Annotated in this window: 21 protein-coding genes; 10 read left to right on the forward strand and 11 right to left on the reverse strand. The window is 72.3% G+C overall.

Features of this window, described 5'->3' with window-relative positions; all coding sequences use genetic code 11:
• Nucleotides 1-37: 37 nt before the first annotated feature.
• The 6 genes from dapE to map form a co-directional block, all read right to left on the reverse strand.
• Nucleotides 38-1168, reverse strand: coding sequence for a succinyl-diaminopimelate desuccinylase (gene dapE / locus CR938_RS09635; protein WP_162124805.1), 1131 nt, complete (start codon nucleotides 1166-1168; stop codon nucleotides 38-40).
• A 119-nt stretch (nucleotides 1169-1287) separates the two neighbouring features.
• Nucleotides 1288-1641, reverse strand: coding sequence for an arsenate reductase (locus CR938_RS09640; RefSeq protein WP_162124806.1), 354 nt, complete (start codon nucleotides 1639-1641; stop codon nucleotides 1288-1290).
• 28 nt (nucleotides 1642-1669) lie between these two features.
• Nucleotides 1670-3565 (reverse strand): CocE/NonD family hydrolase, encoded by a 1896-nt coding sequence (locus CR938_RS09645; RefSeq protein ID WP_162124807.1) that lies wholly within the window; start codon nucleotides 3563-3565, stop codon nucleotides 1670-1672.
• A 28-nt stretch (nucleotides 3566-3593) separates the two neighbouring features.
• Nucleotides 3594-4499 carry a 2,3,4,5-tetrahydropyridine-2,6-dicarboxylate N-succinyltransferase gene (gene dapD, locus CR938_RS09650; RefSeq protein WP_162124808.1) on the reverse strand — a complete coding sequence of 302 codons (906 nt, stop codon included), beginning with the start codon at nucleotides 4497-4499 and terminating at the stop codon, nucleotides 3594-3596.
• Nucleotides 4499-7147 carry a [protein-PII] uridylyltransferase gene (gene glnD / locus CR938_RS09655; RefSeq protein ID WP_162124809.1) on the reverse strand — a complete coding sequence of 883 codons (2649 nt, stop codon included), beginning with the start codon at nucleotides 7145-7147 and terminating at the stop codon, nucleotides 4499-4501. Before glnD ends, dapD begins: the two co-directional genes overlap by 1 nt.
• A 2-nt stretch (nucleotides 7148-7149) precedes the next feature.
• A complete protein-coding gene (gene map, locus CR938_RS09660; RefSeq protein WP_162124810.1) occupies nucleotides 7150-7932 on the reverse strand; it encodes a type I methionyl aminopeptidase in 783 nt (260 codons plus the stop codon).
• A gap of 419 nt (nucleotides 7933-8351) precedes the next feature.
• Between map and rpsB the strand changes: the two genes are divergently transcribed.
• The 10 genes from rpsB (at nucleotide 8352) to bamA (ending at nucleotide 20188) form a co-directional block, all read left to right on the forward strand.
• Nucleotides 8352-9173 (forward strand): 30S ribosomal protein S2, encoded by an 822-nt coding sequence (rpsB, locus tag CR938_RS09665; RefSeq protein WP_162124811.1) that lies wholly within the window; start codon nucleotides 8352-8354, stop codon nucleotides 9171-9173.
• A gap of 156 nt (nucleotides 9174-9329) precedes the next feature.
• Entirely contained in the window at nucleotides 9330-10208 is an 879-nt protein-coding gene (gene tsf, locus CR938_RS09670) for a translation elongation factor Ts (RefSeq protein ID WP_162124812.1), read from the forward strand.
• A gap of 186 nt (nucleotides 10209-10394) precedes the next feature.
• A complete protein-coding gene (locus CR938_RS09675) occupies nucleotides 10395-11882 on the forward strand; it encodes a GGDEF domain-containing protein (RefSeq protein WP_162124813.1) in 1488 nt (495 codons plus the stop codon).
• An 84-nt stretch (nucleotides 11883-11966) separates the two neighbouring features.
• Entirely contained in the window at nucleotides 11967-12689 is a 723-nt protein-coding gene (gene pyrH, locus CR938_RS09680; RefSeq protein WP_162124814.1) for a UMP kinase, read from the forward strand.
• Between the two features lie 214 nt (nucleotides 12690-12903).
• Complete coding sequence (frr, locus tag CR938_RS09685; RefSeq protein ID WP_162124815.1) at nucleotides 12904-13461, forward strand: ribosome recycling factor; 558 nt, start codon at nucleotides 12904-12906, stop codon at nucleotides 13459-13461.
• Between the two features lie 25 nt (nucleotides 13462-13486).
• Entirely contained in the window at nucleotides 13487-14239 is a 753-nt protein-coding gene (uppS, locus tag CR938_RS09690; protein ID WP_425502433.1) for a polyprenyl diphosphate synthase, read from the forward strand.
• Nucleotides 14236-15099: a phosphatidate cytidylyltransferase gene (locus tag CR938_RS09695; RefSeq protein ID WP_162124817.1), complete on the forward strand. Its 864-nt coding sequence runs from the start codon at nucleotides 14236-14238 to the stop codon at nucleotides 15097-15099. The genes uppS and CR938_RS09695 overlap by 4 nt, the downstream gene beginning before the upstream one ends.
• A gap of 32 nt (nucleotides 15100-15131) precedes the next feature.
• Nucleotides 15132-16313, forward strand: coding sequence for a 1-deoxy-D-xylulose-5-phosphate reductoisomerase (locus CR938_RS09700; protein WP_162124818.1), 1182 nt, complete (start codon nucleotides 15132-15134; stop codon nucleotides 16311-16313).
• A 30-nt stretch (nucleotides 16314-16343) separates the two neighbouring features.
• Nucleotides 16344-17702: an RIP metalloprotease RseP gene (gene rseP, locus CR938_RS09705; protein ID WP_162124819.1), complete on the forward strand. Its 1359-nt coding sequence runs from the start codon at nucleotides 16344-16346 to the stop codon at nucleotides 17700-17702.
• 65 nt (nucleotides 17703-17767) lie between these two features.
• Nucleotides 17768-20188, forward strand: a complete 2421-nt coding sequence (bamA, locus tag CR938_RS09710; RefSeq protein WP_162124820.1) for an outer membrane protein assembly factor BamA — start codon at nucleotides 17768-17770, stop codon at nucleotides 20186-20188.
• A 96-nt stretch (nucleotides 20189-20284) separates the two neighbouring features.
• On the opposite strand, the gene truD is transcribed toward bamA, so the two are convergent.
• The 5 genes from truD to eno all read right to left on the reverse strand — a co-directional run bounded on the left by truD (nucleotide 20285) and on the right by eno (nucleotide 24283).
• A complete protein-coding gene (gene truD, locus CR938_RS09715; RefSeq protein ID WP_162124821.1) occupies nucleotides 20285-21340 on the reverse strand; it encodes a tRNA pseudouridine(13) synthase TruD in 1056 nt (351 codons plus the stop codon).
• A complete protein-coding gene (ispF, locus tag CR938_RS09720) occupies nucleotides 21337-21831 on the reverse strand; it encodes a 2-C-methyl-D-erythritol 2,4-cyclodiphosphate synthase (RefSeq protein WP_162124822.1) in 495 nt (164 codons plus the stop codon). The genes truD and ispF overlap by 4 nt, the downstream gene beginning before the upstream one ends.
• A gap of 136 nt (nucleotides 21832-21967) precedes the next feature.
• The gene (gene ispD, locus CR938_RS09725; RefSeq protein WP_162124823.1) at nucleotides 21968-22657 is read right to left on the reverse strand and encodes a 2-C-methyl-D-erythritol 4-phosphate cytidylyltransferase; all 690 of its coding nucleotides are present in this window, start codon (nucleotides 22655-22657) and stop codon (nucleotides 21968-21970) included.
• Nucleotides 22654-22977 (reverse strand): cell division protein FtsB, encoded by a 324-nt coding sequence (gene ftsB, locus CR938_RS09730; protein WP_162124824.1) that lies wholly within the window; start codon nucleotides 22975-22977, stop codon nucleotides 22654-22656. Before ftsB ends, ispD begins: the two co-directional genes overlap by 4 nt.
• Before the next feature lie 10 nt (nucleotides 22978-22987).
• Nucleotides 22988-24283: a phosphopyruvate hydratase gene (gene eno / locus CR938_RS09735; RefSeq protein WP_162124825.1), complete on the reverse strand. Its 1296-nt coding sequence runs from the start codon at nucleotides 24281-24283 to the stop codon at nucleotides 22988-22990.
• Nucleotides 24284-24387: the final 104 nt, after the last annotated feature.

Below are 24387 nucleotides of genomic sequence, written 5' to 3' on the forward strand. Positions count from 1 at the left end.
CTGCCGGAACTGTACCTGCCCCCGGCCCCCGCCATCGTCACCGCAGCAGGCTGGCGACCAGGCGCAGGTACAGTTCCGGCAGCGCCTCCAGGTCGGCCACGCGCACGTGCTCGTCGACCTGGTGGATGCTGGCGTTGACCGGCCCGACCTCGATGCACTGCGCGCCGAGGGGGGCGATGAAGCGCGCGTCCGAGGTGCCGCCGCCGGTGCTCTCCTCCGGCGGTGCGCCGGCAAAGCCGGCCAGCACCTCGCGCGCGACGCGGCGCAGGCGCCCTTCCGGCGTGTGGAACGGCTCGCCGCTGCGGTGCCAGCGCAGTTCGCAGTCCAGCCCGTGGCGGTCCAGCAGCGCGGCGATCTCCGCCTCCAGGCGCGGCGCGTCCCAGTGCGGGTTGTAGCGCAGGTTGAACTGCACCTGCAGGTGCCCGGGGATGACGTTGCCGGCGCCGGTGCCGGCATGGATGTTGCTGATCTGCAGACTGGTCGGCGGGAAGCTTTCGTAGCCATCGTCCCAGCGCCGGGCGACCAGCTCGGCCAGCGCCGGCGCGGCCTGGTGCACGGGATTGCGCGCCTTCTCCGGATAGGCCACGTGTCCCTGCACGCCGCGCACCGTGAGCGTGGCCGACAGCGAGCCGCGCCGGCCCACCCGCAGCAGGTCGCCCAGCCGGCGGGTCGAGGAAGGCTCGCCGGTGATGCACCAGTCGATGCGCTGGCCGCGCTGGCGGAACAGCTCGGCCACGCGGCGCACCCCGTCGATGGCCTCGCCCTCCTCGTCGGAGGTCAGCAGCAGGGCCAGTGTGCCCGGATGGTCGGGATGCTCGGCGACGAAGCGCTCGGCGGCGATGACGAAGGCGGCCACGCTGCCCTTCATGTCGGCGGCGCCGCGGCCGTACAGCACGCCGTCGCGCACCTCCGGCGTGAACGGGTCGCTGGTCCAGGCCTCGCGCGGGCCGGGCGGCACCACGTCGGTGTGGCCCAGCAGCACCAGCACCGGGCCCTCGCCGCCGCCGTGCGTGGCCCACAGGTTGTCCACCGCGCCGAAGCGCAGCCGCTCGCAGGCGAAGCCCGCGCGGCGCAGGCGCGCGGCGACCAGGTCCTGGCAGCCGGCGTCGTCCGGCGTGACGGAGGGGCGCGCGATCAGCTCGCACGCCAGGGCAAGCACATCGCTCATGGTGGCGTCCCGGCAGATGCGCCGATTGTAGCGGCAGCCCACCGGCGCCCCTTGAGGCGCGGCCCGGCGACGGCGCCCGCGGCCGCCGCCGGCGCGCCGCATCCACCCCCCTCACGGGGTCAGAGGAACAGCTTCTTGAAGCCGTTGTCGGAGAAGCCCTGGCTGAAGCTCCCGTCCTCGCCGACCACCACCGGACGGCGGATCAGCTGCGGGTACTCGCGCAGCAGCAGCTTCCACTCGGCCTCGCTGCCGGGCGCCTTGCGGTTGGGCGGCAGCTGCCGCCAGGTGGTGGAGGACTTGTTGACCAGGGCGTCCCAGCCGCCGGCCTTGCCCGCCCACTCCACCAGGGTCTCCGGCGCGGGCTTGTTCTCGCGGTAGTCGACGAAGGTGTAGGCGATGCCGAAGCGGTCCAACCACTTCGTCGCCTTCTTGCAGGTGTCGCAGTTCTTCAGTCCGTAGATCGTCGTGGTCATGCCTGGGCTTCCGGGACCGTGGCCGCGCTCAGCGCGCGACCACGGGCAGTTCGATGTAGCTGGCGGCACCGGCCGAGTGGTGCACCGCGTTCTCCGCCACCACCGGCGTGGACTCGGTCTCGTTCGGGCCGCCGGTGTTGAGGTTGCGGGCGAACTTCGGGAAGTTCGAGCTGGTCACCTCGACCCGGATGCGGTGGCCCTTGCCGAACCGGATGGAGGTGGCGATCGGCGTGGGCCTGAGCGTGTACACCCGGCCCGGCTCCATCGGGGCGGGCGTTTCGTAGCCGTCGCGGTAGCGCGCGCGCAGGATGGTGTCGCCGACGATCCAGGCGGTGCCGTCCGGGGCCACGTCCACCAGCCTGACCGCGAAGTCGGTGTCCGGCGCGCTGGAGGACACGTTCAGCACCGCCTCGACGAAGCCGGACACCTCCAGCGGCTCCTCCAGCGGGTCGCTGGTGTAGACCAGGACGTCGTGGCGGGCCTCCACCGGGCGCTGGTCGAAGGCGCCGGGGACGACCAGGCCACCGTTGCAGCAGTCGCCGCCGCCGATGGTCTGCACCGGGTTGGCCGGGTCATAGGTGTAGCGGTCGGCGGGCTCGTCGCCGGGAGGATCGGACGCCAGGCGGCCGTCGCCGTACAGCGAGTTGGCCCGGCCGCCCGAACGCAGGTACAGGCGCACCGGCCGCGCCGCCTTCGGCGGCCACTGCTCGTCGGCCTGCCACTTGTCCAGGCCGATGGTGAAGTAGCGCACCTTCGGGGTGCTGGACGGGAACGCCTTCCTGTCGCCTTTCAGCCAGCGGTCGAAGAACGCCCAGACCTGCTCGCTGACCGGGAAGCTGGCGTCGCCGACCTTGCGCGCGCCGACCGTGTAGTCGGGGCCGAGCTGCCAGAACTGGCAGTGCGGGTTCGGGCCGATCACCACGTACTGGTTGGCGCTGGCCTCGGGATCGGTGTTGACACCGCGGGCGTGGTTGAACAGCTCCAGGTTCGGGCCGATGGACACGTCGTACCAGCTGTTGAACCACAGCGCCGGCACGCCCCAGCCCATGTCGTCGTGGTACAGCCCGCCTTCGCGCCAGGCCGGGTCGGCCGGCGTGCGCGCGATGAACTGCTCGAAGGTCGCCGGCGGCTCGCCCAGCGAGGACAGCAGCTCCGCGTACGGCAGGTGCCGGATGTGCGTCTGCCACTCGACCTTGGGCTTGGCCGCGTGCAGGTCGTTGTACTGCGCCACCCGCGCGCGCATGGGGCCGGCGAGGTCCTGCGGCAGCTGCGCACGCAGCGGGTTGTCCACCCCGTACATCCACACCGCGAAAAGGGTCCGCGGCACACCGCCGGTGTAGAAGTTGCCCTGCTCCTGGAACCGGCCGACCTTGCCGATGCCGGCACCTGCGGCCATCGGCACCATCGCCGCGTGCGCCGGGTGGCTCATCGCCGCCAGCGCCAGCTGCCACTCGGCCGAGGACGAGCAGCCGAGCGTGCCGACCTTGCCGTTGGACCAGGGCTGGGCGGCGATCCAGTCCAGCGTGTCCCAGCCGTCGGTCTGCGGGTGGCCGAGGATCTGGTACTCGCCCTGGCTGAAGTAGCGCCCGCGCTCGCTCTGCACCACGAAGGCATAGCCGCGGCGCACGGCCTCGATCGCCAGCTGCGCGGCACGGCCGCGCAGGTTGTGCTCGTTGTACGGCGTCTTCCACAGCACCGTCGGCAACCTGCCGGTGGCGCCCTTCGGCCGCCAGATGTTGGTGGACAGGCCGACGCCGTCGCGCATCGGCACCAGCACCGCGGTTTCGGCCTCGGCGATCCCGGCCAGCTCGGCGCGCAGGCCGTCCTCGCTGTAGCGGGCCAGGTTCTCCGCCGGGGCCGCCGGCACCACCGCCGCCAGCAGCAGCGCCAGCCGCGCCAACCGCTTCCCCTTGCTGCCAACCATCCTCACCTCCCCTCGTGGAACGGAACGGTCACTCCGCCAGGCCGCGCAACAGCTCGTTGATGCTGGTCTTGGCCCGGGTCTTCGCATCCACCTGCTTGACGATCACCGCGCAGTACAGCGAGTGGCTGCCGTCGGCGGCCGGCAGCGCGCCCGACACCACCACGCTGTAGGGCGGCACGTAGCCGTAGGTGATCTCGCCGGTGGCGCGGTTGTAGATGCGGGTGGACTGGCCGAGGAACACGCCCATGCCGATCACGCTGTGGTGGCCCACCACCACGCCCTCCACGATCTCCGAGCGCGCGCCGATGAAGCAGTGGTCCTCGATGATGGTCGGACTGGCCTGCAGCGGCTCCAGCACGCCGCCGATGCCGGCGCCGCCGGAGATGTGGCAGTGCCTGCCGACCTGGGCGCACGAGCCGACCGTGGCCCAGGTGTCCACCATGGTGCCCTCGCCGACGTAGGCGCCGATGTTGATGAAGCTGGGCATCAGCACCACGTCCTTGCCCAGGTAGGCGCCGCGGCGGGCGATGGTGCCGGGCACCACGCGCACGCCCAGGCGGCGGAACTCGGCCTCGCCGTAGCCGCCGAAGCGGGCCGGCACCTTGTCCCAGAACGGGGCCGGCGCGCCCTCCATCACGGCCATGTCGTTGACCCGGAAGTACAGCAGCACGGCCTTCTTCAGCCATTCGTTGACCTGCCAGCCGCCCTTGCCGTCCGGCTCGGCGACGCGGAACTCGCCACGCTCCAGGCCCTCGATCACCCGCTCCACCAGCGGCCGGGTCGAGCCCTCGATCTCGTCCAGGGTCAGCGAGGCGCGACGCTCGAACGCGCTTTCGATGGAGAACTTCAGCTCGGCCAGCCCGGGGGCGGCCGCGGCGGCGGCGCGCGTGCGCGCGCTTCGGCGGGTGGTCGTCTTCTTGGGGGTCTGTGCCATCAGCGTGGGGCTCCTGACGGTGGGGTCTGGCTGTCGGGGTCCAGCCGCTCGCGCAGCGCCGCACGCAGGGCCTCCTGCGCGGCCTCGTCCAGCGGCCGGTCGTTCTCGTCGGTGATCTGGAACACGTCCTCGGCGCGCTCGCCGAAGGTGGCGATGCGCGCGTCGTGCACGCGCAGGCGGCAGGCGCGCAGCGCCTGGGCCACGTCGGACAGCAGGCCGGGACGGTCCGGGCAGACCAGGCTCAGCAGGCTGCGGCGGCCGTCGCCGGTGGTGCTGAACTCGATCCGCGGCGGGAAGCGGAAATGGCGCAACTGGCGCGGCGCGACCCGGCGCGGCGCGCGCACCTGGTCCAGCGCACCGGACAGGGCCTGGCGCAGCGCCGCCTCCAGCTGCGCCGGATCGCGGCTGGCGAAGGTGTCGGCCGGCAGCACCTCGAAGGTGTCGAACACGGTGCCGTGCGGGCCCATCAGCACGCGCGCCTGGTGCACGCCGTAGCCGTGCCGGTCCAGGGTGGCGACGATGGCCGCGAACAGGCCGTCGCGGTCGGGCGAGTGCACGAACACCTCCAGCGCGCCGCCGCTGGCGCTGCCGCCGATCGGCCGCACCGCGACCTGGGTCTGGCCGTGGAACACCTCCACCAGCGAGGCGGCCTGCCAGGCCAGCTGCTCGGGGCGGAAGCGCAGGAAGCTCTCCTCCGGCATCTCCGCGAACTGGCGGTCGATGGTGGCGTCGTCGTAGCCCCGCCCGCGCATCAGCGCGCGGGTGGCCTCACGCGCCTCGGCCACGCGCGCGTCCACGTCCACCGGCACCTCCAGGCCCTCGCGCAGCACGCGCCGGGTGGACAGGTACAGGTCGGCCAGCAGGCGGTCCTTCCAGGCGTTCCACAGGTTGGGGCTGGTGCCGGCGATGTCGGCGCAGGTCAGCAGGTACAGGTAGTCCAGGCGCTCGCGGTCGCCGACCAGACGGGCGAAGGCGCGCACCACCTCCGGGTCGGAGATGTCCTGCTTCTGCGCGGTGACCGACATGCGCAGGTGCTGCTCCACCAGCCAGGCCACCAGCCCGGTGTCGGCCTCGCTCAGGCCGTGCGCGGCGCAGAACCGGCGCGCGTCCACCGCGCCCAGCTCGGAATGGTCGCCGCCGCGGCCCTTGGCGATGTCGTGGAACAGGCCGGCCAGCAGCAGCAGCTCAGGCTTGCGCAGGCGCGGCCAGACCTCATGGGCGATGGCGAAGCGCTCGTCCGGCCCCTCGGCGAAGCCGGCGATGTTCCGCAGCACCATCAGCGTGTGCTGGTCCACGGTGTAGGCGTGGAACAGGTCGAACTGCATGCGCCCGGACACCTGGGCGAAGGCCGGCAGGTACTGGCCCAGCACGCCCAGACGCGCCATCCGGGTCAACGTCTCCACCGGCTGCGGGCCGCGCAGCAGGGCCATGAAGCGCCCGCGCGCGGCCGGGCCGGTGCGCTCGTAGGACGGCAGGTGCGGCAGGGTCTCGGCCAGCGCGCGGGCGGTGCGCGAGTGCAGGCCGCGGATGCGCGGATGCGCCGCCCAGGTGGAGAACAGCGCCAGCACCTGGCGCAGGTCGCCCTCCGGCCAGTACGGCCCGGACGCGGCCAGGTAGCCGCGCAGCAGGACGAAGTCGCCCTCCAGCGGCTCGGGCACGGCCTCGCCCTCGAAGGTCTCCTCGAAGCGCTGCAGGAGCCGGTCGCTGATCCGCCGCACGACCGCCGCGGCGCGGTAGAAGCCCTGCATCATCTTCTCCACGGCCAGGCTGTGCGCGTCGTCGGCCAGGCCCAGGCGCTGCGCCAGCGCCTTCTGGTAGTCGAAGCGCAGCCGTTCCTCGGCGCGGCTGGCCACCAGGTGCAGACCGAAGCGCAGCCGCGCCAGGGTGCGGCGCTCGCGCGCCAGGGTCGCCGCCTCGTCCTGGCCGACGTGGCCGAGGGCGACCACCGCCTGCAGGTCACGCACGCCGAAGGCGCGCTGCGCCATCCAGCCCAGGGTGTGCAGGTCGCGCAGGCCGCCGGGGCCGTCCTTGATGTGCGGCTCGAGGTTGTCGGAGGTGTCGCCGTGGCGCAGGTGGCGCGCGCGCAGCTCCTCGCGCTTGGCACGGAAGAACTCCGGCGCCGGCCAGACCCGGGTGGTGGCGATGGCGTCCGACAGCGCCGCCTGCGCGCCGCTGTCGGCCACCAGCGGGCGCGATTCCAGCAGCGCGGTCAGGATGGTCTGGTCGCCGGCCGCGGCGGTGGTGCACTCCTGCGCCGACCGCACCGCGTGGCCGACCGGCAGGCCGGCGTCCCACAGCAGGGCGAAGAAGCGCGCCAGGTCGGCCTCGTGGGCGCGCTGGGCATCGGCCTCGGCCAGCACCAGCACGTCGATGTCCGAGCGCGGGAACAGCTCGCCGCGGCCGTAGCCGCCGACCGCGAACAGCGCCAGCGGCGCCCCTTCCGGGATGCAGCGCGCCCAGGCCTGGCGCAGGATCCGGTCCACCGCGCGGGCGCGCAGCGCCAGCAGGCGGTCGATGTCCGCGTCCGGACCGTAGCGCCGGGCCAGGCCCGCGTCGGTGCGCGCCAGCTCCTCGCGGGCGCGTGCCGCCCAGGCGGCATCGCCGCCGGGCGCCCCCTCCGCAGCCTGAGGTCCGGCGCCCACACCCATGCTCAGACCTCGTCGGGCGGCAGCTGGCCCGGGAGCAGCGTCAGCACCTCCACGCCGTCCTCGGTGACCGCCACGGTGTGCTCCCACTGCGCCGAGAGCTTGCGGTCCTTGGTGACCACGGTCCAGCCGTCGGGCAGCACGCGGGTATGGCGGGTGCCCTCGTTGATCATCGGCTCGATGGTGAAGGTCATGCCCGGCTTGAGCACCAGGCCCTCGCCCGGCCGGCCGTAGTGCAGGACCTGCGGCTCGTCGTGGTAGACCTTGCCGATGCCGTGGCCGCAGTACTCGCGCACCACCGAGAAGCGCTCGGACTCGGCGTAGCTCTGGATGGCGTGGCCGATGTCGCCCAGGGTCGCGCCCGGCTTCACCGCGCGGATGCCGCGCCACATGGCCCGGTAGGTGGTCTCCACCAGGCGCCGCGCCATCACCGAGGGGGTGCCGACGTAGTACATGCGGCTGGTGTCGCCGTACCAGCCGTCCTTGATGACGGTGACGTCGATGTTGAGGATGTCACCGTCCTTCAGCACCTTGGCCTCGCTGGGGATGCCGTGGCAGATGACGTTGTTGACCGAGGTGCACACGGTCTTGGGGAAGCCGCGGTAGCCCAGGTTGGCCGGGATCGCGCCCTGCACGTTCACGATGTGGTCGTGGCAGATGCGGTCCAGTTCCGCGGTGCTGACCCCCGGCTTCACATACGGGGCGATCATTTCCAGCACCTCGGCGGCCAGGCGGCCGGCGACGCGCATCTTCTCGATTTCTTCGGGGGTTTTCAGGTGCAGGTTCATCAAGGGATTATCCCCCAAGTTGGCCCCGCCTGAACGCGGGCCGCCGCGCCCGGCGGCCGCCGGCGCCGCCCCATTCAGCTTCGCCCGGCCCGGCCGCCCCGCCCCGTCCGTCGCCCGGTTTGCCGCTAAGCGGCCGTGGCAGCTATACTTTCCCGGCTCTGTCCGCCCCGTCCACGGGGCCGCCCACGCCGGGCGCAGGGTTCCGGGCGCCGTCCCGGCCGGCGAATACACACCTGCCGCCACCCTTCGTGCCGGGGTGCCCGCCGGTGGAGCCAAGGCTCCGCCCCGGGTTCGGACACGGAAGCGGCAGGGAGGCCCAACCCCGGAATCGACGCGCGGCCGCCCGGCCGCGCACCCAGCGTGGCTCAAACCCGAGTCCATGCCGCGCGGGGCGATTCCACGTCCAAGGAGTCAAAGCAATGCCCCAGATCACCATGCGCCAGATGCTGGAAGCCGGCGTGCACTTCGGCCACCAGACCCGCTACTGGAACCCGAAGATGGCGCCCTACATCTTCGGCGCCCGCGGCAAGATCCACATCATCAACCTCGAGAAGACGGTTCCGCTGTTCAACGACGCGATGAACTTCATCTCGGGCATCGCGCAGAAGCGCGGCATCATCCTGTTCGTCGGCACCAAGCGCAGCGCGCGCGACGCCATCAAGGAAGAGGCCGAGCGCTGCGGCATGCCGTACATGACCCAGCGCTGGCTGGGCGGCACCCTGACCAACTTCCGCACGGTCAAGCAGTCGGTCGCGCGCCTGAAGGAACTGGAGGCCGCCGAGACCGACGGCACCTTCGACCGCCTGGTCAAGCACGAGGTGCTGGCCCTGCGCCGCGAGCGCGAGAAGCTGGAAGCCTCGCTGGGCGGCATCAAGGACATGAACCGCCTGCCCGACGCGCTGTTCGTGATCGACATCGGCCACGAGGACATCGCGATCAAGGAAGCCAAGAAGCTGGGCATCCCGGTGGTCGCGGTGGTGGACACCAACTACGACCCGAGTCTGGTGGACTACCCGATCCCGGGCAACGACGACGCCATCCGCGCCGTGCAGCTGTACGCCCGCGCCGCCGCCGACGCGGTGCTGGAGGGCAAGGCCGCCGCTCCGATCGCGGCCAACATCACCGAGTCCGACTTCGTCGAGGCCGACGGCGAGTCCAAGCCGGCGCGCAAGGCCCCGGCCCGCAAGGGTTCCGGCCGCAAGGGCGCCAAGGCCGAGGAAGGCGAGGCCACGGCCGAGTGATCCACCCCGGCGGCCGCGCCGCGGCCGCCCCGCCCGGACGGCGCGGTGCGCCGTCCGTGGCCCCACCGGGCGCCCGGCCAGCCGCCTGACAGGCGCGCCGGCGTCCGCCGCCCCGCCCCCGGCGGGGCCAACCCATCCCACAACCGAGGTATTCCCGTGGAAATCACTGCTTCCCTGGTCAAGGAACTGCGCGAGCGCACCGGCGCCGGCATGATGGAGTGCAAGAAGGCGCTGACCGAGAACAACGGCGACATCGACGCCGCCGCCGAGTGGCTGCGCAAGTCCGGCCTGGCCAAGGCCGACAAGAAGGCCGGCCGCGTGGCCGCCGACGGCCGCATCGCGGTGGCCCAGGACGGCGGCAAGGCCGTGCTGGTGGAGATCAACTCCGAAACCGACTTCGTGGCCAAGGACAGCAACTTCCTGGCCTTCGCCGATGCCGTCGGCCAGGCCGCCCTGGCCTCCGGCGCCGCCGACGTCGAGGCCCTGAAGGCCGCCAGGCTGGCCTCCGGCGAGACCGTCGAGGAAGGCCGCGCCGCGGTCGTGGCCAAGGTCGGCGAGAACGTGCAGGTGCGCCGCATGGTCCGCATCGACAGCAGCAACAACGTCGCCGCCTACGTCCACGGCGGCCGCATCGGCGTGCTGGTCGAGGTCAAGGGCGGCGACGCCGAGCTGGCCCGCGGCATCGCCATGCACGTGGCGGCGATGAACCCGCCGTACGTCAGGGCCTCCGACGTGCCGGCCGAGTTCCTGGCCAAAGAGAAGGAGATCGAGCTGGCCAAGATGTCCGAGAAGGACAAGGCCAAGCCGGCCGAGATCCTGGAGAAGATCATTTCCGGCAAGATGGCCAAGATCGTCAACGAGGTCACCCTGTACGGCCAGCCGTACGTGCTGGATACCAACCAGACCGTCGAGCAGGTGCTGAAGGCCGCCGGCGCCGAGGTGGTGCGCTTCGAGCGCCTGGCCGTGGGCGAAGGCATCGAGAAGAAGGAGGACGACTTCGCCGCCGAGGTGATGAAGCAGGCCGGCCTGGCCTGATCCCTCCGGCCCCGGGCCCATCCCCGGCGTCCTCAAGCGGAAAGCCGCGGCGCGAGCCGCGGCTTTCCGCGTTTCCGCCCCCCGGCGCGGGCAGCCCCGCGGTTCGATAGAAAAAACAGTGATTACGGTCGCATCTGTTTACCGGCATACTCGCCGGCAATGACCACCTGTACCGCACCCCGAGCGATGCGACCGGAACTGGAAGCCAGGCTTCTGCTCTGCCGCAACCTGGCCTCGCCCCCTGCCGTGGCCCTGCGGATCATCGAGCTGGCCCAGGATCCGAATGCCGACCTGGCCGCCACCGCCCGGGTGATCGCACTGGACCCCGCCCTGAGCGCGCGCATGCTGCGCGTGGCCAACTCGCCCCTGTACGCGGGGCGCCGCAAGGTCGAGAACCTGCCCCAGGCCCTGACCCTGCTGGGCCTGAACGCGACCCTCAGCCTGGCGCTGGGCTTTTCCCTGATGCAGGACCTGCGCGGCGGCAACGGCACCGCGGCCGAGCAGGAGCGCATCTGGCGGCGCAGCGTGCTGGCCGCCCTGGCCGCGCGCCGGCTGGGCGAGCGCTGTGGCCTGGGGCGGCTGGAGGAGCTGATGCTGGCCGGCCTGCTGCAGGACATCGGCGCACTGGCGCTGCTACAGGCCTCGCCGGAGGCGTACACCGCCCTGGCCGCCGGCGCCGCCGACGCGGCCGCACGCCTGCGCCTGGAGCGCGAATCCTTCGGCGCCGACCACGCCGAGGTCGGCGCCTGGCTGGCCCGGCACTGGCACCTGCCCGCCTACCTGGCCGAGGCCATCGCCGGCAGCGAGTCCGAGCCCGGAGCCGACCCGTTCCAGGCCTGCATCGTCGCCTCCTCGGCCATCGCCGAGCTGTGGCTGGCCGCGGACGACCCCGACGGGATCCGGCTGGCCGCCGCCCGCGCCCGGGTGGAGGCCGCCACCGGCGACGCCGCGGCCCTGGACGGGATCCTGGCCCGGATCGAGGAAGCCCTGCCGGAGATCGGCACCCTGTTCGATGTGCGCCTGCAGCAGCCGCAGCACCTGGAGGCCCTGCTGGAGCAGGCCCGCGAGCTGCTGCTGCTGCGCAACCTGCGCCAGATCCAGGAGGCCACGCGCGCGCGCCAGGAGGCCGAGCTGTCCGAGGAGCGCATCCGCCACCTGGCCGAGCAGTCCCGCCGCGACCCGCTGACCGGCGTGTACAACCGCCTGCAGCTGGAGGAGGTGCTGGAGCGCGAGTTCGCCACCGCGGTGGCGCTGCGCCAGCCGCTGTCCGTCGCCTTCATCGACCTGGACGACTTCAAGCAGATCAACGACCGCTACGGCCACCTGGTCGGCGACCAGGTCCTGCGCAACTTCGCCCAGGCCCTGCGGCGCCTGCTGCGCAGCACCGACCTGGTGGCCCGCTACGGCGGCGAGGAGTTCCTGGTCGTGCTCAGCCAGTCGGACGAGCACACGGCCACGCGAGTGCTGCAGCGCATCCTGAAGGAAACCGCCCACGAGCCCATGGCCCGGGTGGACGGCCAGCCGCTGTACGTGACCTTCTCCGCCGGCGTGGCCACCCACGACGAGGCCGGCCGCCGCTTTCCGGACGCCCACAGCCTGCTGCAGGCCGCCGACGAGGCCCTGTACGGTGCCAAGCGCGAGGGCCGCAACCGGGTCACCCAGCACGGCCAATGACCCCCGCCCGCCGCGGCACACATGCACCGGTTGGCGGGGTTTCCGCTAGAATCTGCGCGTTTGCCCCCACACCGAGAACGCGCCATGTCCCATCTCGCCCATCGCCGCATCCTGCTGAAACTTTCCGGGGAAGCGCTGATGGGGGAGGAGGACTATGGCATCGACCCGAAGGTGATCGGCCGCATCGCCCAAGAGGTGATGGAGGCGCGCGAGGCCGGCGCCGAGATCGGCCTGGTGATCGGCGGCGGCAACATCTTCCGCGGCGCCGGCCTGGCCGCCGCCGGCATGGACCGGGTCACCGGCGACCAGATGGGCATGCTGGCCACGGTGATCAACGCCCTGGCCATGCAGGATGCGCTGGAGAAGCTCGGCGGCAAGGTCCGCGTGATGAGCGCGATCAAGATCAACGACGTGTGCGAGGACTACATCCGCCGCCGCGCCGTGCGCCACCTGGAGAAGGGCCGCATCGCGATCTTCGCCGCCGGCACCGGCAACCCGTTCTTCACCACCGACTCGGCGGCCGCCCTGCGCGCCATCGAGATCAACGCCGACCTGCTGCTGAAGGCCACCAAGGTGGACGGCGTGTACGACAAGGACCCGAAGAAGCACCAGGACGCGGTGCGCTTCGAGGAGCTGGACCACGACGAGGTCATCGCCCGCGACCTGCAGGTGATGGACACCGCCGCCTTCGCCCTGTGCCGCGACCACGGCATCCCGCTGCGCGTGTACGACGTGTCGGTGCCGGGCAACCTGATGCGCATCCTGCGCGGCGAGAGCGTCGGCACCCTGGTGCGCGGCCGCCACTGAACCGTTCCGGGCGGCCGGCCGGCTCACGCCCGGCGCCGCCGGACCCTCCCCGCCGCCACCGCCCGCGGCCGGCATCCACCGTCTTCCGCCGCAGCGCGGCCGGCGCGGCCCACCGCGCCATGCCCGCGGCCACCGTCCGGCGCGGACGAACGGCCCGTCCGCGCCGGTTGCCCGTATAATCGGCCGATTAAACGTTCCACGACGGAATACGGCGATGCTCAACGAAATCAAGCAAGACGCGCAGACCCGCATGGCCAAGAGCATCGAGGCCCTGCGGCAGAACCTGGTCAAGGTCCGCACCGGACGTGCCAGCACCGCGCTGGTCGAGCATCTGAAGGTCAACTACTACGGCTCGGACATGCCGCTGTCCCAGGTGGCCAGCATCACGGTCACCGACGCGCGCTCGCTGACCATCACCCCCTGGGAGAAGAACATGGTCGGCCCGATCGAGAAGGCCATCCTGGCCTCGGACCTGGGCCTGACCCCGAACACCGCCGGCACCACGATCCGCCTGAACCTGCCGCCGCTGACCGAGGAGCGCCGCCGCGAGCTGACCAAGGTGGTGCACGCCGAGGGCGAGGACGCCAAGGTCGCCATCCGCAACATCCGCCGCGACGCCAACCAGCAGCTCAAGGACCTGCTCAAGGAGAAGCAGGCCACCGAGGACGAGGTGCGTCGCGCCGAGGAGGACATCCAGAAGCTGACCGACAAGGCGATCAAGGACATCGACGAGGTGGTCAAGGCCAAGGAGCAGGAACTGATGGCGGTCTGAGCCGGTCTGCCCACGCATGACGGCCATGACTGCCGACCGCTCCAGCGCCCCGGTCCCGCGCCACCTTGCCATCATCATGGATGGCAACGGCCGCTGGGCCCAGCGCCGCCGGCGTCCGCGCGCGGTGGGCCACCGCGCCGGCGCCCGCGCGGTCAACCTGACCATCGATTTCTGCCTGGATCGCGGCATCGCCGCGCTGACCCTGTTCGCCTTCTCCAGCGAGAACTGGGGACGGCCCGAGGAGGAGGTCCGCGCGCTGATAAAACTGTTCCTCAACGCCCTCGACCGCGAGGTCGGCGAACTGCACCGGCGCGGCGTGCGCGTGCGCTTCATCGGCGACCGCGCCCGCTTCCCGGAGGCGATCCGCGCACGCATGGCCGCCGCCGAGGCGCTGACCCGCGACAACACCCGGCTGCAGCTGGCCATCGCCGCCAGCTACGGCGGCCGCCAGGACATCGCCATGGCCGCCCGCGCGCTGGCGCGCGAGGCGGCCGCCGGGCGCCTGGATCCGGAGAGCATCGACGAGGCGGCCGTGGCCCGGCACGTGGCCCTGGCCGACCTGCCGCCACCGGACCTGTTCATCCGCACCGGGGGCGACTTCCGCATCAGCAACTTCCTGCTCTGGCAGCTCGCCTACACCGAGTTGTGGTTCACCGACACCCTGTGGCCGGACGTGGACGCCGGCGTGCTGCAGGAGGCCCTGGACGACTACGCCCGGCGCGAGCGCCGATTCGGCCTGACCAGCGCCCAGGTCGCGGCCGGCGGGGTGCCGGCATGACCCGGACCCGCGTGATCGCCGCGCTGGTGATGGCCCCGGTGGCGATCGCGGCCATCCTGCTGCTGCCGACCCCGTGGATGGCCGCCGTGGCCGCCGTGGTGCTGCTGGCGGCACTGTGGGAGTGGCTCAAGCTGGCCGGCGTGGACGACAGCCTGCCGCGCACCGTCCTGCTGCTGCTGAACCTGCTGCTGATGGTGCTGCTGGTGTGGGGTTCGCGCGCGGAGACCGGCTTCTCGCCGGTGCTGTTCCAGCTGGTCAGCCTGGCCGGCGTGGCCGGCTGGGTGGGCGCCCTGTTCTGGCTGTGGCGGCCGGCCATCAGCGCCGAGCACCGCCCCTGGACGCGCGCCTTCAAGCTGGGTGCCGGCACCCTGGCGGTGGTCCCGGCCTGGTGCGCGCTGTCCCTGGTGCACTCGGACAACTTCGCCACCCTGGGCGGCGGCGACCCGGCCCTGCCCCACCGCTGGCTGCTGGCCGCGCTGGCCCTGGTGTGGGCGGCCGACTCCGGCGCCTACTTCGCCGGCCGCCGCTTCGGTCGGCGCAAGCTGGCGCCGACCATCAGCCCCAACAAGACCGTCGAGGGCGCCATCGGCGGCATCATCGCCGGCATGATCGTGGCCTTGGCCTTCGGCGCCCTCGCCGGCGCCGGCTGGGCACAGATGCCGGCCCTGGCCCTGGTCGCCCTGGTGTCCGTCCTGGCCTCCATCGTCGGCGACCTGACCGAGAGCCTGCTCAAGCGCCAAGCCGGCGCGAAGGACTCCGGCGCCCTCATCCCGGGCCACGGCGGCGTGCTGGACCGGGTGGACGGCGTGCTCGCCGCCCTGCCGGTGTTCGCCATCGGCAAGGACATCTTCGGCTTCTGAGGCCGCCCACCATGCAACCGGCAGCCGAACAGATGCGTCAGGTCGCGGTGCTGGGCGCCACCGGGTCCATCGGCACCTCGGCGCTGGACGTGATCGCCCGCCACCCCGGGCGGATGCGCGCCAGCGTGCTGGCCGCCGGGCGCAACGTGCAGGCGCTGGTGCGGCTGTGCCGGGCGCACCGCCCGGACCACGCCGTGATCGCCGACCCGGCCCTGCTGGGCGAGCTGCGCGAGGGCCTGCGCCAGGCCGGCCTGGCCACCGCGGCCCACGCCGGCGACGAGGCGCTGCAGGCGCTGGCCGGCGGCCCGGCCTGCGACACGGTGGTGGCCGCCATCGTCGGCGCCGCCGGCCTGGCCTCCACCCTGGCCGCGGCCGCGGCCGGCAAGCGCCTGCTGCTGGCCAACAAGGAATCCCTGGTGCTGGCCGGCGAGCTGGTGATCCAGGCCGCGCGCGCCTCCGGCGCGCAGATCGTGCCGATCGACAGCGAACACAGCGCGGTGTTCCAGTGCATGCGCTCGCGCACCCCGGAAGGCGTGCGCCGGCTGGTGCTGACCGCCTCCGGCGGGCCGTTCCGCGGCTGGGACCGCGCCCGCCTGGCCGGCGTCACCCCGGCCCAGGCGGTGGCCCATCCCAAGTGGTCGATGGGGCCGAAGATCTCGGTGGACTCGGCCACGCTGATGAACAAGGGCCTGGAGGTGATCGAGGCCCACCACCTGTTCGACCTGCCCGGCGAGCGCATCGACGTGCTGGTCCACCCGCAGAGCCTGGTGCACGCGCTGGTGGAGTACGTGGACGGCTCCACCCTGGCCCAGCTGGGGCTGCCGGACATGCGCACCGCCCTGGCGGTGGGCCTGGGCTGGCCGGAGCGGCTGGAATCCGGCGTGGCCGGGCTGGACCTGCTGGCGCACGGCCGCCTGGAGTTCGAGGCGCCGGACATGGAGGCCTTCCCCTGCCTGCGCCTGGCGCGCGAGGCCCTGGCCGCCGGCGGCACCGCCACGGCGGTGCTCAACGCCGCCAACGAGGAGGCGGTTTCAGCCTTTCTTCAGGGCCGGATCGGTTTCCTAGCCATCCCGGCGCTGGTCGAGGAGGCCCTCGCCGCCCTGCCGCCGCAGCCGGCCGCCTCGCTGGAGGTGCTGCTGGCCGCCGACGCGGAGGCGCGCCGCCTGACCCGCGCCAGAATCGACTCCCCCTCCACACGGATCGCCACCGCATGAGCGCCACCGCCACCTGCCCGGGTCAGGCCCATGGGTGACTTCCTCGGCTCGCTGTGGTGGCTGGTGGTCAGCCTGGGCGTGCTGGTCACGTTCCACGAATACGGCCACTACTGGGTGGCACGCCGCTGCGGCGTGGACGTGCTGCGCTTCTCGATCGGCTTCGGCCGGCCGCTGTGGTCGCGCCGCAACCGGGCCGGCACCGAGTTCGCCGTGGCCGCCATCCCGCTGGGCGGCTACGTGAAGATGCTGGACGAACGCGAGGGCGACGTGCCGGTCACCCGCCAGGCCCATGCGTTCAACCGCCAGAACGTATGGCGGCGCATCGCCATCGTCGCCGCCGGGCCGCTGGCCAACCTGCTGCTGTGCGTGGCCCTGCTGTGGGCGATGTTCCTGATCGGCCGCCAGGACTACGCGCCGGTGGTCGGCCGGGTCGAGGGCATCGCCGCCGAGGCCGGCTTCCAGCCGGGCGAGCGCCTGGTCGAGGTGGCCGGGCGCGAGGTGGCGACCTGGACCGAGGCGACCCTGGCCATGGCCGTGCCGGCGCTGGACCGGCGCGACATCCAGGTGCGCAGCGAGGACCGCGACGGCCACCGCGTCACCCGCACCCTGCCCCTGTCGCGCCTGCCCGAGCCGCTGGACGAGCGCCGCATCCCGGAGATGGCCGGCTTCACCTGGCAGTTCCTGCTGGCCCCGGCACGCATCGACGGCGTGCGCGAGGACGGCGCCGCGGCCGGCGTGCTGCAGCCGGGCGACCTGATCCTGGCCATCGACGGCGCGCGGGTGGAATCGGCCGACCAGGTGGCGCCGCTGGTGCAGGCGCTGGGCGAGCGCGGCGGCCCGGGCATGGTCGAGGTCGAGCGCGGCGGCGAGCGCCTGGCCCTGGAGCTGAGCCCGCGCCGCAGCACCGATCCGCAGCGCGCCGGCGCGTGGGAGCTGGGCATCCTGCTGGCCGCGGCGCAGGCGCCGGCCTACGACGCCGTGCAGCGCTTCGGACCGCTGGCCGCCATTCCCGCCGCGTTGCGCGAGACCGGGCGGCTGGCCGCCGATTCGCTGGGCATGATGCGGCGGATGGTCACCGGCGAGGCCTCGGTGCGCAACCTGTCCGGGCCGGTCACCATCGCCCGCGCCGCCAACGCCTCGGCCAAGCGCGGCGCCGACTGGTTCCTGTACTTCCTGGCCCTGCTCTCGCTGAGCCTGGCCATCATCAACCTGCTGCCGATCCCGATCTTGGACGGCGGTCACCTGCTGTATTACCTTATCGAGTTGGTCAAGGGCAGTCCGTTGAGCGAAAGGGCGATGGCCGCCGGGCAGTATGTCGGCCTGGCCCTCCTGGCCGGATTGATGGGCCTGGCCTTCTACAACGACATACTGGGCCTGTTCTCGCGATGACCTGCATGCCCCCGGACGCCGGACGCCGGCCCCTCCTGCCCCAAAGCCCCGCCATCGGATGTGACATGACCCGAACCCCCTCCCGCCGCCTGCTCGCCCTCGCCCTCGCCTCGTCCCTGAGCCTGCCGGCGCTGGCGCAGTCGGTGGAGCCGTTCACCGTCCAGGACATCCGCATCGACGGCCTGCAGCGCATCGCCGCCGGCACGGTGTTCACCTACCTGCCCGTGGAACGCGGCCAGACCCTGGACCAGGCCACCGCCGGCGACACCATCCGCGCCCTGTACCGCACCGGCTTCTTCGAGGACGTGCGCCTGGACCGCCAGGGCGACATCCTGGTGGTGACAGTGGTCGAGCGCCCGGCGATCAACAAGCTGACGGTCACCGGCAACAAGGACATCAAGACCGAGGACCTGCTCAAGGGCCTGCGCGACATCGGCCTGGCCGAGGGCGAGACCTTCGACCGCCTGAGCCTGGACCGCGTCACCCAGGAGCTGACCCGCCAGTACAACAACCGCGGCAAGTACAACGTGCAGATCACGCCCACGGTGAGCCGGCTGGACCGCAACCGCGTGGACGTGACCATCGACATCAAGGAAGGCAAGGCGGCCAAGATCCGCCACGTCAACCTGATCGGCGTGGACAACTTCGACGTCGAGGAGATCCTGGACACCTGGGAGTCGCGCGAGAGCAACTGGATGTCCTGGTACCGCCGCGACGACCAGTACTCCAAGGAGAAGCTCTCCGGCGACATGGAGAAGCTCAACTCCTGGTACCTGGACCGCGGCTACGTGGACTTCAGCATCGACTCCACCCAGGTGTCGATCAGCCCCGACAAGCGCGACATGTACCTCACCGCCTCGGTCACCGAGGGCGAGGTCTACACCATCTCCGAGGTCCGGGTCACCGGCGACACGATCCTGCCGCAGGAAACGGTCGAGCGCATGGTCTTCATCAAGCCGGGCGACACCTTCTCCCGCGCGCGCCTGGAGGCCATCGCCGAGCTGATCACCAACAGCCTGACCAACATCGGCTATGCCTTCGCCCGGGTGAACCCGATCCCGACGCCCAACCGTGCCGACCGCACCGTGGCCATCAACATGCAGGTGGTCCCCGGCCCGCGCGTGAGCGTGCGCAGGATCGTGTTCAAGGGCAACACCCGCACCTCCGACGAGGTGCTGCGCCGCGAGATGCGCCAGTTCGAGAATGCCTGGTACTCGCAGGCGGCGATCGACCGCTCCAAGATCCGCCTGCAGCGCCTGGGCTACTTCGAGACGGTCGAGGTGGAGACTCCCGAGGTCCCCGGCGCCGGCGACCAGGTGGACGTGGTGTTCAACGTCAAGGAGACCACCTCCGGCAGCTTCGTGTTCGGCCTGGGCTACTCGCAGCTGGCCGGCATGACCGCCTCGGTACAGCTGTCGCAGAGCAACTTCCTCGGCCGCGGCAACCGCGTGGCGGTGGAGGCGCAGCGCAGCGACTACCTGCAGCGCTACGCCTTCTCCTACGTGAACCCGTTCTTCACCGACGAGGGCGTGTCGCTCGGCTACAACCTGTGGTGGCGCGAGCTCGACTATTCCGACTTCAACACCGCCCAGTACAACAGCACCAACGCCGCCGCGCAGGTGGTGCTGGGCCTGCCGATCACCGAGCACAGCTCGGTGTCGCTGCTGTTCGGTATCGACAGCAACCAGATCCAGACCTACCGCGGCTACACCCCGCAGTCGATCATCGACTACGTGGACGCGGTGGGCCAGCGCACTTTCCACGCCTGGCGCACCGAGCTGGGCTGGGCGCGCGACACCCGCAACGACTTCTTCATGCCGACCCGCGGCATGTACCAGCGCGTCGGCCTGGAGACCAGCCTGCCCGGCTCGACGGTCGAGTACTACAAGTTCAACTACGAGATCTCCAAGTACTGGCCGCTCAGCCCGTCGTTCGTGCTGCGCACCGGCCTGGACATCGGCTACGGCGACAGCTACGGCGACGACGTCACCCGCCACATCTGCTACACCCCGCCGACCAGCGACAACCCGAACCCGGGCGTCAGCGACCCCTGTACGCCGGATTCGCCGGACTTCCGCAAGACGGTCACCGCCTCCGGCCTGCCCTTCTTCGAGAACTTCTACGCTGGCGGCACGCGCTCGGTGCGCGGCTTCCGCGACAACACCCTGGGTCCGCGTTCGGAGGTCATCGCCGGCTACCGCGGCCAGCCGCTGGGCGGCTCGCTGAAGACCGTCGGCCAGATCGAGCTGGTGTTCCCGCGCCTGTTCGACAGCCGCGCCGCACGCGTGTCGGCCTTCGTGGACTTCGGCAACGTGTACAACGGCATCGACGACTTCGACGCCGGCCAGCTGCGCGCCTCGGCGGGCGTGGCCCTGCTGTGGCGCGCGCCGGTGGGCCCGATCTCGATCAGCTACGCCTTCCCGATCCGGAAGGAGCCGGGCGACGAGATCGAGCGCCTGCAGTTCACCTTCGGCGGCGGCTTCTGATCCGCGTGCCGGATCCGGCTGCGGCAAGGCGCCCATGGGGCGCCCTTGCCGTTTCCGTGGTCTGCGCGGCGGGCCCGTGCCGGCCCGCCTGCACGCTCAGGCGCCGGCCCCGGCCACGCCCGCCGCGTCGGTGACCTCGCCCAGCTGCGCCAGCACCGCGGTGGCGTAGCTGCCCGGAGGCAGGGCGAAGGCCAGGCGCAGGGTGGCCGCGTCCAGCCACTCCCAGGCCAGGCCTGCCGGCCGCACCCGCAGCGCGCGCCGCTCCTGGGCCAGGCCGGCGCGCTCCAGGCCTTCGCGCAGGGCCAGCGCCTCGGCGTCGGCCAGCGCGGCCAGCTCCAGCGCGCGGCAGGCGCCCTGGCTGCGCAGCTCCCCGCGCCCCCACAGCGGGCCGCTGGGATGGATGTCGAACGCCGCCAGGCGCGCGGCCAGCGCCTCGCCCCAGGGTTCGGGGCCGAACACGCTGCGGCTGCCGGCCAGCATCCAGACCTCGCCCTCCAGGCCGCGGTCCCAGCTGCCGTCGGCCACGCGCGCGGCCAGCACCTGGTTGAACAGCGCCGAGCGCGCCGCCGACAGCAGCATGGCGCGCTGGTTGCGGCCCATGCGCCGGCCGCGGCCCTCCTGCGCGAACATCGCCAGCGCCTTGCCGACGTTGCCGCCGCCGTGGCCGAAGCGCTGTTCGCCGAAGGCGTTGGGCACGCCGCGCGTGGCGATCCGCGCCAGCCGCTCCTCGATCGCCGCGCGGTCGCCGGCGACCTCGCGCAGCACCAGCTCGAAGCGGTTTCCGGCCAGTGCCCCGCGCTGCAGCTTGCGGCCGTGCCAGGCCACCTCCAGCACGCGCAGGCCTTCGACCTGCAGCGCGTCCAGATCCGGCGCCTGCTTCTTCGGCAGGTGCAGGCTGAAGCGCTGGCGGGTCACCGCGTGGCGGTCCTTGAGGCCGGCATGGCCCACACCGGCCTCGGGGATGCCGGCCCAGCGCGCCAGCCGGGCGGCCACGAAGGCGGTGTTCAGGCCGCGCTTCTCCACCTCCAGCAGCAGGTGCTCGCCGCTGCCGGACGGTTCGAAGGCGGGCAGTTCCTCGACGCGGAAGTCCTCCGGCGCCCCGCGGATGCGCGCGGCCAGCACCGGCGCGCCGAAGGCCGAAGGCACGCTCACGCGCGCACCAGCAGCACCACCGCCTGCGCGGCGATGCCCTCGCCGCGGCCGGTGAAGCCCAGCTTCTCGGAAGTGGTGGCCTTGACGCTGACCGCGTCCACGGCGATGCCCAGATCGGCGGCGATGGCCTCGCGCATGGCCCGGGCGTGCGGGCCGATCTTCGGCCGCTCGCAGACCACGGTCACGTCGGCGTTGCCCACCTTCCAGCCGCGCCCTGCCAGCAGGCCGTTGCAGTGGCGGACGAAGGTGCGGCTGTCGGTGTCCTTCCAGCGCGGGTCGCCGGGCGGGAAGTGAAGGCCGATGTCGCCCAGCGCCAGGGCGCCGAGCATGGCGTCGCACAGCGCGTGCAGGACCACGTCGCCGTCGCTGTGGGCCAGCACGCCGCACTCGTGCGGGATGCGCACGCCGCCGACCATGACATGGTCGCCCTCGCCGAAGGCGTGCACGTCGAAGCCCTGGCCGATGCGGATGGGGGGAATATCGGTTGCCATCGTTTTCCGGTCCTGCCGGAACAGCCCGGCACGTGGGCCGCTATTGTGCCTCGCCGTGCACCGCCCTGCCCCGCGCCCGCTGCCGGCCGGCGGGAAAAGACGGGACGCCGCCCTCCCCCGGGGCCGGGAAGCGGGCTCAGCGGCGCGAGAGCTCGAACTCGAAGCGCGCCAGGTCGGCCGGGGTGGTGATCTTGAAGTTGTCCTCGCGCCCTTCCACCAGCAGCGGGCGCAGGCCCTGCCGCTCCATGGCCATGGCCTCGTCGGTGACCTCCACGCCCTGTGCGGCCGCGGCCTGCAGCGCGCGGGTCAGCTGCAGGCGGCGGAACAGCTGCGGGGTCAGCGCGCGCCACAGCCGCTCGCGCGGCTCGGTGCCGTCGATGCCGCCGTCGTCGCCGGCGCGCTTGAGGGTGTCGCGCACGGGCGCGGCCAGGATCGCCCCCACCGGGTCGGCGCGGCCGCGCTCCAGCAGGCGGTCCAGGTCCTCCGCGGCCAAGTTGGGCCGGGCGGCGTCGTGCACCAGCACGAACTCGTCCGGGCGCACCGACTCCGGCAGCGCCTCCAGCGCCGCCAGCACCGAGGCCGCACGGCTGTCGCCCCCGGTGCAGGTGCGCACCGGCTTGCCGGCGTGCTCGGTCCAGCCCGGCCACCAGCGGTCGTCGGCGGACACGGCCAGGACCACGCCGGCCACCGCCGGATGCGCCAGCAGGGCGTCCAGGGTGTAGGCCAGCAGCGGACGGCCGCCCACCTCCAGGTACTGCTTGGGCGTCTCCGAGCCGAAACGGGTGCCGCGGCCGGCGGCGGGCACCACCGCCCAGATCGCGCTCATCGCTCCTCCTCCAGCGGCTGCGGCGGCCGGCGCGGCGCCGCGTCCTCGACCACGCGGTAGAACACCTCGCCGGGCCTGATCATGCCCAGCTCGCTGCGCGCGCGCTCCTCGACCGCGTCCACGCCCTCCTTCAGGTCGCGCACCTCGGCGGCCAGCGCAGCGTTGCGCTCCTGCAGGCCACCGTTCTCGCGGCGCTGGTGCTCCACCTGGGACTCCAGCGCCGCCACCTCACCCACGCTGCCGGGGCCGAACCAGAGCCGGTACTGCAGCCATGCCAGCAGCAGCACCAGCCCCAGCAGTACCCAGCGCATGGCGCGCATCCCGGCGGCTTCAGCGCTTGAGCGAGACGAACGCGCCGCGGCCGGCGTAGCGGGCCGAGGCGCCCAGCGCCTCCTCGATGCGCAGCAGCTGGTTGTACTTGGCCACGCGGTCGCTGCGGCACAGCGAGCCGGTCTTGATCTGGGTGGCGGTGGTGGCCACCGCGATGTCGGCGATGGTGGTGTCCTCGGTCTCGCCCGAGCGGTGCGAGACGATGGCCGAGTACCCGGCCCTGTCGGCCATGGCGATGGCCTCCAGGGTCTCGCTCAGGGTACCGATCTGGTTGACCTTGATCAGGATGGCGTTGCCCACGCCCTGCTCGATGCCCTCGCGGAAGATGCGCGGGTTGGTCACGAACAGGTCGTCGCCGACCAGCTGCACCTTGCCGCCGATGCGCTCGGTCAGCAGCTTCCAGCCGGCCCAGTCGTCCTCGGCCAGGCCGTCCTCGATGGTGATGATCGGGTAGCGGGCGACCCAGTCGGCCAGGAAATCCACGAACTGCTCGGAGGACAGGCGCTTGTTCTCGCCGACCAGGTGGTACTTGCCGTTCTCGTGGAACTCGCTGGAGGCCACGTCCAGGCCCAGCAGGATGTCCTCGCCGGCGGTGTAGCCGGCCTTGCCGATGGCCTCCAGGATGGTGTCCAGGGCCTCGACGTTGCTGCGGAAGTCCGGGGCGAAGCCGCCCTCGTCGCCCACCGCCGTGCTCAGGCCGTGGCCCTTGAGCACCGACTTGAGGGCGTGGAACACCTCGGTGCCGGCGCGCAGGGCCTCGGAGAACGAGGCGAAACCCACCGGCAGGATCATGAACTCCTGGAAGTCGACGTTGTTGTCGGCGTGGGCGCCGCCGTTGATGATGTTCATCATCGGCACCGGGAGCACCGGCTCGGCGCCACCGGCCAGGCCGGACAGGTACTGCCACAGCGGCTGCTTCCTGGAGGCGGCCACCGCGTGGGCCGCGGCCAGGGACACGCCCAGCAGCGCGTTGGCGCCCAGCCGGCCCTTGTTCTCGGTGCCGTCCAGGTCGATCAGGCGGCGGTCCAGGCCCTGCTGGTCGGCGGCGTCGAAGCCGGCCAGGGCCTCGGCGATCGGGCCGTTGACGTTGGCCACCGCGTTCTTCACGCCCTTGCCCAGGTAGCGGGTCTTGTCGCCGTCGCGCAGCTCCACCGCCTCCTTGGTGCCGGTGGAGGCGCCCGAGGGCACCGCGGCGCGGCCGAAGGAGCCGTCGGCGAGGACGACTTCCGCTTCCAGGGTGGGATTGCCGCGGCTGTCGAGGATCTCGCGGGCGTGGATCTTGGCGATGCTGGTCATGGAGAGGAGAACCTGTCCGATGGGGTGGAATCGGGCGTGAGTTTAGCCGAGCCCGCCGCCCCATCGGACAGGTTCTCCTCTCCATGACCAGCATCGCCAAGATC

This window comes from Pseudoxanthomonas taiwanensis, assembly GCF_010093135.1.
In the GTDB taxonomy this organism is placed as follows: Bacteria; Pseudomonadota; Gammaproteobacteria; order Xanthomonadales; family Xanthomonadaceae; genus Pseudoxanthomonas; species Pseudoxanthomonas taiwanensis.

Bases quoted from the DNA above. Each gene is read 5' to 3' on its own strand.
- map (WP_162124810.1), bottom strand. From the start codon at position 7,932: ATGAACCTGCACCTGAAAACCCCCGAAGAAATCGAGAAGATGCGCGTC.
- rpsB (WP_162124811.1), top strand. From the start codon at position 8,352: ATGCCCCAGATCACCATGCGCCAGATGCTGGAAGCCGGCGTGCACTTC.
- ispD (WP_162124823.1), bottom strand. From the start codon at position 22,657: ATGAGCGCGATCTGGGCGGTGGTGCCCGCCGCCGGCCGCGGCACCCGT.
- CR938_RS09675 (WP_162124813.1), top strand. From the start codon at position 10,395: ATGCGACCGGAACTGGAAGCCAGGCTTCTGCTCTGCCGCAACCTGGCC.
- ispF (WP_162124822.1), bottom strand. From the start codon at position 21,831: ATGGCAACCGATATTCCCCCCATCCGCATCGGCCAGGGCTTCGACGTG.
- pyrH (WP_162124814.1), top strand. From the start codon at position 11,967: ATGTCCCATCTCGCCCATCGCCGCATCCTGCTGAAACTTTCCGGGGAA.
- eno (WP_162124825.1), bottom strand. From the start codon at position 24,283: ATGACCAGCATCGCCAAGATCCACGCCCGCGAGATCCTCGACAGCCGC.
- CR938_RS09640 (WP_162124806.1), bottom strand. From the start codon at position 1,641: ATGACCACGACGATCTACGGACTGAAGAACTGCGACACCTGCAAGAAG.
- glnD (WP_162124809.1), bottom strand. From the start codon at position 7,147: ATGGGTGTGGGCGCCGGACCTCAGGCTGCGGAGGGGGCGCCCGGCGGC.
- rseP (WP_162124819.1), top strand. From the start codon at position 16,344: ATGGGTGACTTCCTCGGCTCGCTGTGGTGGCTGGTGGTCAGCCTGGGC.
- dapE (WP_162124805.1), bottom strand. From the start codon at position 1,168: ATGAGCGATGTGCTTGCCCTGGCGTGCGAGCTGATCGCGCGCCCCTCC.
- CR938_RS09695 (WP_162124817.1), top strand. From the start codon at position 14,236: ATGACCCGGACCCGCGTGATCGCCGCGCTGGTGATGGCCCCGGTGGCG.
- CR938_RS09645 (WP_162124807.1), bottom strand. From the start codon at position 3,565: ATGGTTGGCAGCAAGGGGAAGCGGTTGGCGCGGCTGGCGCTGCTGCTG.
- uppS (WP_425502433.1), top strand. From the start codon at position 13,487: ATGACTGCCGACCGCTCCAGCGCCCCGGTCCCGCGCCACCTTGCCATC.
- dapD (WP_162124808.1), bottom strand. From the start codon at position 4,499: ATGGCACAGACCCCCAAGAAGACGACCACCCGCCGAAGCGCGCGCACG.
- frr (WP_162124815.1), top strand. From the start codon at position 12,904: ATGCTCAACGAAATCAAGCAAGACGCGCAGACCCGCATGGCCAAGAGC.
- bamA (WP_162124820.1), top strand. From the start codon at position 17,768: ATGACCCGAACCCCCTCCCGCCGCCTGCTCGCCCTCGCCCTCGCCTCG.
- CR938_RS09700 (WP_162124818.1), top strand. From the start codon at position 15,132: ATGCGTCAGGTCGCGGTGCTGGGCGCCACCGGGTCCATCGGCACCTCG.
- ftsB (WP_162124824.1), bottom strand. From the start codon at position 22,977: ATGCGCGCCATGCGCTGGGTACTGCTGGGGCTGGTGCTGCTGCTGGCA.